Consider the following 11,863-nt stretch of genomic DNA (forward strand, 5'->3'; position numbering starts at 1 on the left):
CGTTTTGGGAAGCGTACTCGTGTCGGACGGCTACGGCCAGTGCGGTGTCGTTGGGGGGGCGCTTGCTCCGCTGTCGTCCCGGCGAAAGCCGGGACCCATAACCACCGAAGGTGATTGTTGCACGACGTTGGGGCCACAGCCCCCTTCAACAACTCAACCCTGTGGTTATGGGTCCCGGGTCGCGCTTCGCTTGCCCGGGACGAGGCTGAGTGGGTGGCAATAGCCAGCCCTCACTTGCAGGGCTTGGAATCCCTGACGTCGAACTTGTCCAGCGCGCCCGAGATCACGAAATCGTTGTAGTCCAGCACCAGCGCACGGGAGACGCCGTTCTCGTACAGCTCGAACGACATCGCGTAGACCGGCGTCTGCTCGCCGTCCTTCGCGCGCGCGTCGCTGTCGTAATAGCTCACCGTCACCGGCCAGCGCGTCATGGCCTTCATCGCATTGCTCGCCGTCGACGGATCGGGCGATGACGGCGCGCGGTCGCCTGTGATCGGCCGGCCGATCACGGTCAGCGTGTTGTAGATCTTCTCGCCGTTGTCGGAGCCGTCATAGACGGTCTGCTCGAGCACCGACTTGCCGTCGCGGGCGGCAGCGATGATGTGCTGGATTTGCTCGGTCGGGAACACGATCTTGCCGTCGATATTGAACGTCTTCTTGACCGGCTGGGTCAGCTTCACGGTGATATGATCGCCGACCCGCTCGGCGATGCCGTCGACCGGCGACGATTCGCTGTCGTTCATCCGCGTGTCGATCTTGAAGCGGTAGCTTTTGCCCGACGCGTCCTCCCAGGACGTGGAGCGAAGATCGGACAGCGTCACCTTGCCCTCGCCGCTGTCGAGCTCGGACACCTGGCGGAATTCGGAGGTATAGCCTTCGCAGGAGTTGCCGGAGAAATTGTAGAGGATGCGCCCGCGCGCATCGCTGACCGAGTTGGAGCCGCGCGATTTCACCAGGCTGAGGTCATAGAGCGCCTGATGCGCGAGAAACGGCCCGCTTGCCGCAGCGACCGCGGGCCCCTGAACCAGGCCGGATCCTGCGGCAACGGCGATCGCAAACACCAGGGCACGCGACGGAGTCCGGAACGGCAGGGTCATATGGTTTCCTCAAGGAGGCAGGGATTCGCCACAATAGTGACGGTGGTATTGCGCCGCAACTGGGGCAAGTCTGACAAAATGGCAATGTACGCAGCGAAAATGCCGTCATTTTCAGCAGCTTTCCGTGCGATTCGGCACCTCATGGCCGCGTTGTCCTCACCTTACCGTCGCTTGCAACCGGCGGCACGATGCGCGAAACAATCGAAACAAACTTGGCCCTGACCGCGTTTCAGGCTTCGTGCAATCCAATTGGGGGACCAAAAGATGGCGGGTACCGTCGAACAAAAACTGGCGTCACAGGGCATCACACTTCCGGAGCCGACCTCCCCGGTCGCAAACTATGTCCCCTTCGTCCGCAGCGGAAACCTGCTGTTCGTGTCGGGCCAGGTCTGCTTCAACGCCGAGGGCAAGCTGATCGCCAAGGGCAAGCTCGGCGCCGGCGTCACGCTCGAACAGGGCGCCGCTGCCGCGCGCGGCTGCGCAATCAACCTGCTGGCCCAGATCAAGGCCGCGCTCGGCGACCTCGATAAGGTCGTGCGCGTGGTGCGGCTCGGCGGCTTCATCAATTCGGCGCCCGACTTCTTCGACGGGCCGAAGGTACTGAACGGCGCTTCCGACCTGATGGTCGAAGCATTCGGCGACAAGGGCCGCCATGCCCGCACCACCGTCGGCGTCGCCTCGCTGCCCGCGGACGCCGCGGTCGAAGTCGAAGGCGTGTTCGAAGTCGCCTGATCGATGCGCGCTCCTGATTGGCTGACGAAACGGCCGGTCGCCCATCGCGGCCTGCATGATGCCGCGCGCGGTATCATCGAGAACATGCCGGCCGCGGCCACCGCCGCGGTCGCCGGCAACTTCGCCATCGAGTGCGATATCCAGCTCACCGCCGACGGCGAGGCCATGGTGCACCACGACGATGCGCTCGGCCGCCTCACCGAGGAGGCGGGCCTGCTGGCAACCAGGACCGCGGCCGAGCTGAAGGCCGTCAAGTTCAAGGACACCGCCGAGCAGATGATGACGCTCGGCGATCTCTGCGCGCTGGTCGCCGGCCGCGTGCCGCTGGTGGTCGAGGTGAAGAGCCATTTCGACGGCGACCGCAAGCTGGTGCGGCGGATGGCCGAGGTGCTGGCGTCGTATTCCGGCCCGGTGGTCGGCATGTCCTTCGATCCCGACCAGGTGCTGGCGCTGCGCGAGATCATGCCGAACCTGCCGCGCGGCATCACCGCCCAGCGCACCTATGACGACGGCCATTGGGACAAGCTGACGCCGGCGCAACGCGACAGCATGCTGTACCTGCGGCACGGCTTTACGACCGAGCCGCATTTCGTCGCCTATTGGGTCAACCAGCTGCCGGCGCCGGAGCCGTGGATCGCCCGCAACGTGTTCGGCTGTCCGCTGCTGGCCTGGACCGTGCGGACGGTGGAACAGCGCGAGCGCGCGGCGCGCTACGCCGACCAGATGATTTTCGAGGGGTTTGTGCCGGGAACCTGACATGTCCGAGACATGCCCTTGCAGTCTTGAACTCGTCGCTGCGACGCACGATGTTGGCGAGGGTTGGTCGTCATCGGCGATGGCGCAATGCGGGGCATGATCCGGAAGTGGAGCCAGCTGTTCCGGAAAGATCACGCTCAAACGAGGCACCGGTCTTCATTCTCGATGGCGTCTTCTGAAATCACCCTAGAGGCTGTAGCCGACATCGGCGGCATTCCGGCCGCCGAATGGGACGCCTGCGCCAATCCCAAGGCGGATGCGGACAGCATCCATCACCTCGACACGCTGGCCTCGCCCGGTTCCGCAAAGGATTGCCAGACCACCGCAAGTTCGAGCTATAACCCATTCGTTTCCCACGCCTTTTTTGCCGCCGCCGAAGCCTCCAAGTCGGCCTGCCCGCGGACCGGCTGGGGCCCGCGGCATCTGATCGCGAAGCTCGATGGCCGGATCGTCGGCGTCGTGCCCTGCTATCTGAAATCGCACTCGCAGGGCGAATACGTGTTCGATCGCGGCTGGGCCGAGGCCTACCACCGCGCCGGCGGCAGCTATTACCCGAAGCTTCAGGTGTCGGTCCCCTTCACGCCCGCGACCGGGCCGCGGCTGTTGATCCGCGACGGCGTCGACCGCGAGGTGATCGGCTCGGCGCTGGCGCGGGGCCTGCGGGCGCTCTGCAACGCCACCGAGGCGTCCTCCGTGCATGTGACGTTCGCCCGCGAGGACGAGGCCAGGTTCCTCGGCGCCCACGGTTTCCTGCAGCGGACCGACCAGCAGTTCCACTGGCACAATCAGGGCTACAAGACCTTCGACGACTTTCTCGGTTCGCTGAACTCCCGCCATCGCAAGGGCATCAAGCGCGAGCGCCGCGAGGCGGTCGCCGCCGGGATCACCATCCACTGGCTGACCGGCTCGGACATCACCGAGGACGCCTGGGATGCGTTCTTCGAGTTCTACATGGAGACCGGCTCGCGCAAATGGGGCCGGCCGTATCTGACCCGAGAATTCTTCTCGCTGATCGGCGAGACGATGAGCCGGGACGTGCTGCTGGTGATGGCCAAGCGCAACGGCCGCTGGATCGCCGGTGCGATCAACTTCATCGGCTCCGACACGCTGTTCGGCCGCAACTGGGGCGCGATCGAGCACCACCCGTTCCTGCATTTCGAGGTCTGCTACTACCAGGCGATCGATTTCGCGGTTCAGCGCGGCCTCAAGGTGGTCGAGGCCGGCGCGCAGGGCGAGCACAAGCTGGCGCGCGGCTACCTGCCGCAGACCACCTATTCGGCGCATTTCATCGCCGACCCCGGACTGCGCCGGGCGATCGCCGATTACCTCAAGCGCGAGCGCGACTATGTCGCCGAGGTCGGCCGTGAGCTCGCCGAGGCCGGCCCGTTCCGCAAGACGGTCGACGACGACGCTTGACGTCTCCGCCGCCACCTAGGCAATAAAAGCAGCATCATCGAGGAGCCGCCACCATGCCCGCCGCCTACGACAGCAACAACATCTTCGCACAGATCCTGCGCGGCGAGCTGCCCTGCTACAAGGTCTATGAAGACGAGCACGTGTTCGCCTTCCTCGACATCATGCCGCGCTCGCCGGGGCATACGCTCGTCATTCCGAAGGCCCCTGCCCGTAACATCCTCGACATCAAGCCCGACGACTACGCCCATGTCGCGCGCGCCTCGCACAAGATCGCCGCCGCCGCGATGAAGGCGTTCGAAGCCGACGGCATCACGGTGCAGCAATTCAACGAGCCCGCCGGTGGCCAGGTCGTATTCCATCTGCACATGCACGTCATGCCACGCAAGGACGGCGTCGCACTGCTGCCGCCTGCGAGCCACAAGGAAGATGGCAAGGTGCTGGAGGCGAGCGCGGCAAAGCTGAGCGCAGCGTTGAAGTAATCCCACCGCTGTCATTCCGGGGCGTGCGGAGCGCGAACCCGGAATCTCGAGATTCCGGGTTCGATGCTTCGCATCGCCCCGGAGACGGTTGAGATTCTACTCCGTCTCGAAGTCCCCGGCCTGCGGCGGGGCGAGCGGGGTGAACTCGCAACGGTCGGGCTTGACGTCGATCAGCGGCGTTTCGTCGAGGCAGTCGAGGCCGCGCACCAAAATGACGTTGCGCTCGACGCCGACCAGCTTGACGATCGCGGTGCCGATCGGATTGGGGCGCACCGGCGAGCGCAGCGAGAAGGTGCCGCGGGTGTTGCCGTTGTTCTTCGGGCTTTGCAGCACGATGTCGCGGCGCGACTGGTGCAGCCAGTACAGCACCTCGAGATTTGAATAGAAATCGACGCCCTTGATCGCGGCGACCCAGGGCTCGAAAATCTCGAGCCGGCACACCGGGCCGTCATGGCGCCCCTGCCGGGGCGTCGCCAGCCGCGAGGTCCAGGGCGTGCGGATGCGGCCGATGAAGACCAGCCCGGCATCGCGCGCCGTCGGCATGTCGACGGCCACCTCGCCCTGGCGCAGTTCCATTTCACGTACCATGTCTCAATCCAGCGATATGTTCAGCGCCTTGACCACGCCCGCCCATCGCGCGCGATCGGTATTCACGAACTCGTCGATCTCGGCCTGGCTCTTCGCGCGCAGCGGCGGGAAACCGATCTTGAGCAGCGAAGCGCGGAACGCTTCGTCGTTCAAGGCCCGGTCGAGGCTCGCCTTGATCTTGTCGGCGATGTCGTCAGGCACCCTCGACGGCGCTGCGATACCATACCAGACGCTGACCGCATAATCGGGATAGCCGCTCTCGGCGATCGTCGGCAGATCGGGCAAATCGGGGATGCGCTCCGTCGAGCTGACGCCGAGCGGCCGCAGCATGCCCGATTTGACCGGCGGCAGCGCGGTGCCGAGCGTGTCGAACATCAGCTGGATGTTGCCGGACAGCAGATCGGTCAGCGCGGGTCCTGCGCCCTTGTACGGCACGTGGGTCATCTCGACGCCGGCCATCTGCTTGAACATCTCGCCGGCGAGATGAACCGTGCCGCCGGTGCCCGCCGATCCGAAATTGAGTTTTCCGGGATTCTTCTTCGCGTAAGCGACGAACTCCGCGATCGTCCTCGCCGGCACCGACGGGTGCACCTCCATGATCATCGGCGCGTCCGTGATGACGGACAGCAGGTGAAAATCCCTGGCCGGATCGTAGGGCAGCTTCTTGTAGAGCATCGGATTGAGCACGAAGATCGAGGCGGCCGTCACGAACAGCGTGTAGCCGTCGGGATCGGAGCGCGCCACGGCCTCGGCGCCGATCGCGCCCTGCGCACCGGCCTTGTTCTCGACCACGACCACCTGCTTGAGATCGCGCCCGAGATATTCGCCGACGATGCGGCCGAGCACGTCGGTCGGCCCGCCCGCGGCATACGGCACCACGAGCTTGATCGGCCGCGTTGGATAATCCGCGGCACGCGCCGGCAGCGTCGCCGCCAGCAACGCCGTCAGAGCAACAATGATTAGCGATGATGCGCGCCGCTGCATGCCGTTTCCCCGTTGTCTTGTTCTTGGGAGCGAGAGTAGCGGATAATGCGGACGCCGCAATCAGCCGAGCCAGTATTTGCCAGCGATCATGACGACTTCGCCTGCGATCACGCCGGCGAAGATCGATTTCCTCGCCAGCATGAACACGACAAAGCCGGCGGCGACGGCGCCGTAGCGCAGCCAGTCCGGCACGCTGGCGAGCGCGCCCGGCGGCTGCACCACGATCTGCGCGATGATACCGGCGAGGATCGCGGTGGCGACCGCCCTCACCCAGACCAAGAGCTCGGAGTTCTCGTCGATGCCGCCGCCGAACCACAGGCCGAGCATGCGCCAGATCTGGTTGGGGATGACGCCCGCGACGAACAGGATCGCGAGCGCGTGCCAGTCGCCGATGAAGGTACTCATGCGCGCGCCCCGACGATGCCCGCCCTCGCCCGGTGCACGGCATAGGCAATGGTGCCCGCGACGACCCCGCTGACCAGGATGTCGGCGCCGCTGTTCAGCATCGCCGCCAGCGGGAACAGCAATAGGCCAAGCACCAGCGCGATGACATCGGCGAGCTCGCGGCAGTTGCGCGCCGTGGAGAACAGGAAGGCGAGCGGCGTCAGCATCAGCATGCCGGCGGCGAACAGCGGCGTGAGATTGGCCGCGAGCATGTAGCCGATCGTGTTGGCGATCAGGCAGACGGTGACCAGCCCGCAGCCGAGCCCGTGGATGAAGGCGATCCGCCGGTTGCGCGGCACCTGCGGCAGGAAGCGGAAGCATTCGACCCACAGCGTCACGGCGGTCAGATGCGCCACCAGGATCAGATGCCGGCGCTTGGTCTGTTCGGTCCGCATCATCGGCAACACCGACACCACCATCGGAAACAGGCGGATCGCGCTGACCGTGACCGCGATCGCCGATTGCAGCACGGTGGCGCCGGAGCCGAGTGTCGTGATCACGATGATCTGCGCAGGGCCAGCCCAGACGAACGCCGTGCTCGCCAGCGTCCAGCCCAGCGAGAAGCCGGAATCATGCGCCAGCGCGCCGATGCCGAGATAGGTCGCAAACAGCACCAGGGTCAGCACGGTCGCACCGATCGACCGCGCGCCCCATAGGAAGGCGTGGAACGAGGTGTGCCATTGCGGAAAATCGAGCGGGGGAAGCGCCACGGGGAACCGGATGGTTTTGCAATCGCGGAGGCTTAGGGCGCTGACAACGCAGGGTCAAGCAAGAGACGGCACAGGTCCGGTATGCGCCTCGGTAGCCCGGATGAAGCGCCAGCGAAATCCGGGCCGCTTTTGCAACCGGCGAGAGCTGTCCCGGATTGCGCTTCGCTTCATCCAGGCTACGGGATCAAAGCAATCACGCCCTGTTCTTCAGCACGAAACACGCCCCGCCCGCCTTGCGAATGCGGTTGCACAGGCCGTCGGCTTCGGGGCGCGTGTCGGCGCCGATGCGCACCTGGTAGAAGGTCGCGCTGCCGCGGGTGCGCAGCCGCGAGCTCGAACAGGCTCGGATCCTGGTCGCCGATCACGTTGGCGAGGCGCTTGATGGCGCGGGCATACATCGCCAGCGCCTTGTCACGGCTGAAGCCGGCGGCGAGCTGGACCCCCCACACCTTGGCGGCCGACAGCGTGACGTGCTGCTCGAGCCCTGCGACGAACGGGTTGGGCGCGCGCTTGAGCAACGCCATCAGCTCGCGGCAGCTCTTGGTCGGCGCGCGCTGTGGCATCTTGCCGTTGCGCCCGGCGGCGGCCCAGTCATCGACGCTGGAGCCGGTGATCGCGGAGACGTAATTGCGCGTCTCCTGCGGCACGTATCCGGAGCCGGCGAGCCAGTCCTGGATCCGGCGCGGGCCGGCATTGTAGGCCGCCGCCGCGAGGCCGAGATTGCCGAACTGGTTGCGCAGCTCACTGAGGAATTCGGCCGACTTCGGCAGCGCCTGCACCGGATTGAATGGATCGAGCAGCCCGCGCTCGTTCGCGGTGCCCGGCATGAATTGCGCGATGCCCTGCGCGCGCTGGCCGTTGCGGGTCATCGGACCAACCGCATCGGCCTGGAAGCGGCTCTCCTGCCAGATCACGCGTGCGAAGAATTCGAGCGGCAGATCGTTGGCCCGCGCCGCCGACTCGATCATCAGGCACATCGCCTCGCGGGTGTCGCTCTCGCGCGCATCGTCCGCGGGTTTGTCGGTCGCCGCCGCGGGCGTATCCGCCGGGGGCGCGGCAGGTTTCTCGGCCGATGGTGCGGCCTGCTCTCCCAGCGGTGGCGCAGGCGGCTCCGCCGGCGCGGCCGCGGGCTGCTCAGCGGGCTTGTCCGGGGGCGGCGCTGCCGGCTGCTCGGCGCCTGGCGGCGGCGCCGGGGCCGCGGCCGGAGCGTCCTCCGCGCCGACCCGGGCCGGCGGCACCAGCAGCACAAGCATGACCAATGCGGCGCAACGACCGGTTCGCATGGCAATTCTGTTCCCGTGCGGGCGCGGCTTGACACCGCAAGCTCGTGGTCTAGCTATGGACTGAAATGATGGCGCGCAAAAGGGAGCGCAAAATGGCCGCAGCATCCGACGATCAACTCGGCTTTGCCCCCGACGACGACGCCCCGATCGGCTATATGAAGCGGACTCTGCGATTATTACGCGGCGATAGGCTACACCACCCCCTACCGGTGGGCGCATTACACCTCCACCCCGTTCCAGCCCTTGAAGAGGTCGCTGAACCAGTCCCGGGTCGCCATCATCACGACCGCGGCGCCGTTCGATCCGGCACGGGGCGACCAGGGTCCCGGCGCGAAATACAACGGCGGGGCCAAGTTCTATGCGGTCTATGACGGCGACACGTCAAAGCAGCACGATCTGCGGATTTCGCACATCGCCTATGACCGCACCCACACCACGGCGACCGACAACGGCACCTGGTTCCCGCTGGCACAGCTGAAGCGCCTCGCCGCGGCCGGCACGATCGGCGACGTCGCGCCGCGCTTCTTCGGCGCCCCGACCAACCGCAGCCACCGCGTCACCATCGAGACCGACGCGCCCGACATCCTCAAGCGTTGCCGTGACGACAAGGTCGACGCCGCGGTGCTGGTGCCGAACTGCCCGGTCTGCCACCAGACCGTCAGCCTGGTGGCGCGGCATCTCGAGGCCAACGGGATTTCCACGGTCGTGATGGGCTGCGCCAAGGATATCGTCGAGCATGCCGCGGTGCCGCGTTTCCTGTTCTCCGATTTCCCGCTCGGCAATTCCGCAGGCAAGCCGCAGGACGTCGCCTCGCAGGCGTTCACGCTGGAGCTGGCGCTGCGCGTGCTTGAGCAGGCGCCCGGTCCGCAGACCACCGTGCAGTCACCGCTGCGCTGGAGCGAGGATGCTTCCTGGAAGCGCGACTACAGCAACGCCGATGCGCTCAGCGCCGAGGAGCTGGCCCGCCTGCGCCGCGAGTTCGACGCGCAGAAGGAAGTCGCCAAGGGCCTGCGCGAGCGCGTTGCGTAAGGCTCGGCGCTAGATACGAGCACTTTGCCAACTCAAGGTGTCGTCGCTCGGCTCGACCAGGCGATCCGGTATTCCAGAGACACCAGTCAGTCACGGAGAAGCCGCAGCGTGCTGGCATGGCGCGGACAAGCCCGGCCATGACGGAGCAATGTTGAGGCGAGCTCTCAGGCGGATGGCGCCGCCGCGACCTGTACGGCGGTGAGCATGCCGGTCCGTTCATGGCAGCCGAGATATTCGAAGAACTGCTCGTCGGCGCCTGCCACCGTGACCTCGTGATACAGCCTGAGCTTGGCGTTCGGCCCCAAGGTCGAGAGATACTTCATCGCCGCGCCAAAAATCCTGACATGGGTCGGGTGCGATTCCGCCCAGCGCTCGAGTGCCGCAAGGCTCTTCCACCAGCTCTGGCCGTAAGACTTTTCGGTCGGCCTGCCCTCCGCATCGACAACGCGCATATAGCGGTTGGCATAGCAGCCGATCGGCACACCGTCGTCGCGCAGGAAATCCATGCCCTCGCGCAGCACCGGCTCGACATCGTCGAGATACATCTTGCGTTCCGCTGCCTCGGTATCGCTCCAATCCTGTCCGGAACGGATCAGGCAGAGATTGTCATGCGCGACCACACGGATGCGTGCGCCGTCGCGGATCACGCGCGGCTCGCCGCCCGGCGTCATCGCGTCGGTCTGCGACAGCGGGATACGGTCGCGCATGCCGCCCCAATAGGCATGCTCCTGCACCTCTCCGCTCATGCCGTCGGCGAGCACCGCGACACCCTCCGGACGGCCCAGCGACGAGAACAGCGTCTCGTAGCGCGCAACATGCGGCCGCAGCACCTCGATGAAGCGGCCGACGCCGTCGCTGGCGCCGCTGCCGGTCCAGGCCTCGCGCGCGCCGTCGAACCAGGCGTCGAAACGCCCGGCATCGTCCCAATAGGCGACCGAGACGACGTTGGTGAAGCCGGCCTGGTCGACATATTGTGCGCGGTCCCAATGCGTCGGGCCGTTCTCGCCGGCAAAGCGTTTTGCGATCGATGCCAGCGCCTCGTTCGCCGCCGCGCTCCGCTCACCGCGATATTGCACGCCGAAATAGGCCATGATCACGCGCGTGATCGCGGGCTTGTGGCGCGCAACGAAGGACGGATAAGGCGGCGCGTAATCGTCGGGCACACGCCGATGACGCGACCGGGCTGTCTGCAGATGAGAAGGAATGGCGGATTCCATGGCAGTCGCCTCCGGTTGGATGTTGCCCAAGGCATGATCCGGAAAAGTGCGAAGCGGTTTTCCGAAAGATCATGCCCGTAGTCTGTTCAGCTCGCGGCCGCGTCGATCTCCTCAAGGCTGTCGAGCGGCAGCGCGAAATGCTCGACGCGCTTCGAGGGCTTCTTGTTCAACAGCAGACGCGTGACATCGGGGCGCGAATAGTGTCCGGCCGGATCGGCGGCATTCTTGGCGATCCCGATCGCGCCGAGATCGATATCGGCGAGCAGCAGGCCCTCCTGCTCGGGCGGCAGCTTCTCGGCGATCGAGCTGCCGTCCGGCCCGTAGATCGCGGCATGTCCGCCGCCGACATGCAGCAGCGCGTGCTTGTCGTCGCGGTCGCACATCTCGTCGACCATCGCCTGCGAGACCGTGGCGCAGGGCGCCAGCACGAAGCACGAGCCTTCGACCGCATAGACCCGCGAGGCCGCGTTGTTGACCTCCCAGCCGAGCGCCGGCGCGAACGGATCGTACAGCGAGAAGCTCGGCCAGGCCGCGACATGGACCTGCTCGTTCTGGGCGTACATCGCATATTTCGACAGCGGCTGCAGATGCTCCCAGCAGCACAGCGCGCCGAGCCGGCCGATGCCGGGACGGTCATGCACCGCAAGGTCGCTGCCGTCGCCTTCGCCATAGACGGTGCGCTCGGCATGGGTCGGCCGCAGCTTACGCCGCTTCGCGACGGTCTCGCCGTCGGGCCCGATCAACCATTGCGCGAGATAGAGGCTGCCGCCGTCGCGCTCGGACAGGCCGAGCACCGCGGTCATGCCGGCCTTCTTCACCGCGAGCCGCAGCTTCTCGGCCTGCGGGCTGTCGTAGCTCAGCGAGTTGTCGAAATAGCGCTGCACGAAGCCGCGCCCGATCGCCCAAGCCGGCGAGTCCAGCCAGATGTACCAGGGATAGCCGGGGATGAACGCCTCGGGGAATGCGATCAGCTTCGCCCCTTTGGCGGCGGCCTCCTCGATCAGCGCGATGGACTTGGCGATGGAGGCGTCGAGGTCGAGCCAGGCAGGTGCCGCCTGCACCACCGCAACGCGGTATTTCGGATGTTCGATGCCCATGATGTCCTCCTCGCGGCCGACGCTTCCGGCC

The 11,863-nt window shown here is 66.2% G+C and carries 11 protein-coding genes and 2 pseudogenes; 5 read left to right on the plus strand and 8 right to left on the minus strand.

Annotation, left to right across the window (positions count from 1 at the left end):
* Positions 1 to 230: 230 nt before the first annotated feature.
* Entirely contained in the window at positions 231 to 1,097 is an 867-nt protein-coding gene (locus ACSKB9_RS05955) for a cell envelope integrity EipB family protein (protein ID WP_057020803.1), read from the minus strand.
* 264 nt (positions 1,098 to 1,361) lie between these two features.
* Here ACSKB9_RS05955 and ACSKB9_RS05960 point away from each other — a divergent pair, with 264 nt between their 5' ends.
* From ACSKB9_RS05960 to ACSKB9_RS05975, 4 genes are all read left to right on the plus strand, one after another.
* Positions 1,362 to 1,829, plus strand: coding sequence for a RidA family protein (locus ACSKB9_RS05960; RefSeq protein ID WP_016845428.1), 468 nt, complete (start codon positions 1,362 to 1,364; stop codon positions 1,827 to 1,829).
* A gap of 3 nt (positions 1,830 to 1,832) precedes the next feature.
* On the plus strand, positions 1,833 to 2,585 hold the full coding sequence (locus tag ACSKB9_RS05965) for a glycerophosphodiester phosphodiesterase (RefSeq protein WP_438071980.1): 753 nt from the start codon (positions 1,833 to 1,835) through the stop codon (positions 2,583 to 2,585).
* Between the two features lie 165 nt (positions 2,586 to 2,750).
* The gene (locus ACSKB9_RS05970; protein ID WP_141342746.1) at positions 2,751 to 4,001 is read left to right on the plus strand and encodes a GNAT family N-acetyltransferase; all 1,251 of its coding nucleotides are present in this window, start codon (positions 2,751 to 2,753) and stop codon (positions 3,999 to 4,001) included.
* 53 nt (positions 4,002 to 4,054) lie between these two features.
* The gene (locus ACSKB9_RS05975; RefSeq protein WP_438071981.1) at positions 4,055 to 4,480 is read left to right on the plus strand and encodes an HIT family protein; all 426 of its coding nucleotides are present in this window, start codon (positions 4,055 to 4,057) and stop codon (positions 4,478 to 4,480) included.
* A gap of 96 nt (positions 4,481 to 4,576) precedes the next feature.
* Here the strand turns inward: ACSKB9_RS05975 and tsaA are convergent, their stop codons facing one another.
* The 5 genes and pseudogenes from tsaA to ACSKB9_RS06000 all read right to left on the minus strand — a co-directional run bounded on the left by tsaA (position 4,577) and on the right by ACSKB9_RS06000 (position 8,489).
* Complete coding sequence (tsaA, locus tag ACSKB9_RS05980) at positions 4,577 to 5,068, minus strand: tRNA (N6-threonylcarbamoyladenosine(37)-N6)-methyltransferase TrmO (protein ID WP_076834498.1); 492 nt, start codon at positions 5,066 to 5,068, stop codon at positions 4,577 to 4,579.
* 3 nt (positions 5,069 to 5,071) lie between these two features.
* On the minus strand, positions 5,072 to 6,052 hold the full coding sequence (locus tag ACSKB9_RS05985; protein ID WP_438071982.1) for a Bug family tripartite tricarboxylate transporter substrate binding protein: 981 nt from the start codon (positions 6,050 to 6,052) through the stop codon (positions 5,072 to 5,074).
* A gap of 60 nt (positions 6,053 to 6,112) precedes the next feature.
* Positions 6,113 to 6,457 carry an AzlD domain-containing protein gene (locus tag ACSKB9_RS05990; RefSeq protein WP_092078229.1) on the minus strand — a complete coding sequence of 115 codons (345 nt, stop codon included), beginning with the start codon at positions 6,455 to 6,457 and terminating at the stop codon, positions 6,113 to 6,115.
* Positions 6,454 to 7,206: an AzlC family ABC transporter permease gene (locus ACSKB9_RS05995; RefSeq protein WP_438071983.1), complete on the minus strand. Its 753-nt coding sequence runs from the start codon at positions 7,204 to 7,206 to the stop codon at positions 6,454 to 6,456. Before ACSKB9_RS05995 ends, ACSKB9_RS05990 begins: the two co-directional genes overlap by 4 nt.
* Before the next feature lie 193 nt (positions 7,207 to 7,399).
* Positions 7,400 to 8,489, minus strand: a pseudogene (locus ACSKB9_RS06000) (transglycosylase SLT domain-containing protein).
* Between the two features lie 92 nt (positions 8,490 to 8,581).
* Between ACSKB9_RS06000 and ACSKB9_RS06005 the strand changes: the two are divergent.
* Positions 8,582 to 9,518, plus strand: a pseudogene (locus ACSKB9_RS06005) (glycine/sarcosine/betaine reductase selenoprotein B family protein).
* Positions 9,519 to 9,682: 164 nt separating this feature from the next.
* On the opposite strand, the gene ACSKB9_RS06010 reads toward ACSKB9_RS06005, so the two are convergent.
* Both ACSKB9_RS06010 and ACSKB9_RS06015 read right to left on the minus strand, forming a co-directional pair.
* Positions 9,683 to 10,735, minus strand: coding sequence for a phenylacetaldoxime dehydratase family protein (locus tag ACSKB9_RS06010; protein ID WP_438071984.1), 1,053 nt, complete (start codon positions 10,733 to 10,735; stop codon positions 9,683 to 9,685).
* An 86-nt stretch (positions 10,736 to 10,821) separates the two neighbouring features.
* On the minus strand, positions 10,822 to 11,832 hold the full coding sequence (locus ACSKB9_RS06015; protein ID WP_438071985.1) for a carbon-nitrogen hydrolase family protein: 1,011 nt from the start codon (positions 11,830 to 11,832) through the stop codon (positions 10,822 to 10,824).
* Between the last annotated feature and the right edge of the window lie 31 nt (positions 11,833 to 11,863).

The sequence above is a fragment of the Bradyrhizobium sp. BR 1433 genome (assembly GCF_051547665.1).
Taxonomy (GTDB): domain Bacteria; phylum Pseudomonadota; class Alphaproteobacteria; order Rhizobiales; family Xanthobacteraceae; genus Bradyrhizobium; species Bradyrhizobium australafricanum.

Coding starts and splice junctions, on each gene's coding strand:
- ACSKB9_RS05955 (WP_057020803.1), bottom strand. CDS start 1,097: ATGACCCTGCCGTTCCGGACTCCGTCGCGTGCCCTGGTGTTTGCGATC.
- ACSKB9_RS05960 (WP_016845428.1), top strand. CDS start 1,362: ATGGCGGGTACCGTCGAACAAAAACTGGCGTCACAGGGCATCACACTT.
- ACSKB9_RS05965 (WP_438071980.1), top strand. CDS start 1,833: ATGCGCGCTCCTGATTGGCTGACGAAACGGCCGGTCGCCCATCGCGGC.
- ACSKB9_RS05970 (WP_141342746.1), top strand. CDS start 2,751: ATGGCGTCTTCTGAAATCACCCTAGAGGCTGTAGCCGACATCGGCGGC.
- ACSKB9_RS05975 (WP_438071981.1), top strand. CDS start 4,055: ATGCCCGCCGCCTACGACAGCAACAACATCTTCGCACAGATCCTGCGC.
- tsaA (WP_076834498.1), bottom strand. CDS start 5,068: ATGGTACGTGAAATGGAACTGCGCCAGGGCGAGGTGGCCGTCGACATG.
- ACSKB9_RS05985 (WP_438071982.1), bottom strand. CDS start 6,052: ATGCAGCGGCGCGCATCATCGCTAATCATTGTTGCTCTGACGGCGTTG.
- ACSKB9_RS05990 (WP_092078229.1), bottom strand. CDS start 6,457: ATGAGTACCTTCATCGGCGACTGGCACGCGCTCGCGATCCTGTTCGTC.
- ACSKB9_RS06010 (WP_438071984.1), bottom strand. CDS start 10,735: ATGGAATCCGCCATTCCTTCTCATCTGCAGACAGCCCGGTCGCGTCAT.
- ACSKB9_RS06015 (WP_438071985.1), bottom strand. CDS start 11,832: ATGGGCATCGAACATCCGAAATACCGCGTTGCGGTGGTGCAGGCGGCA.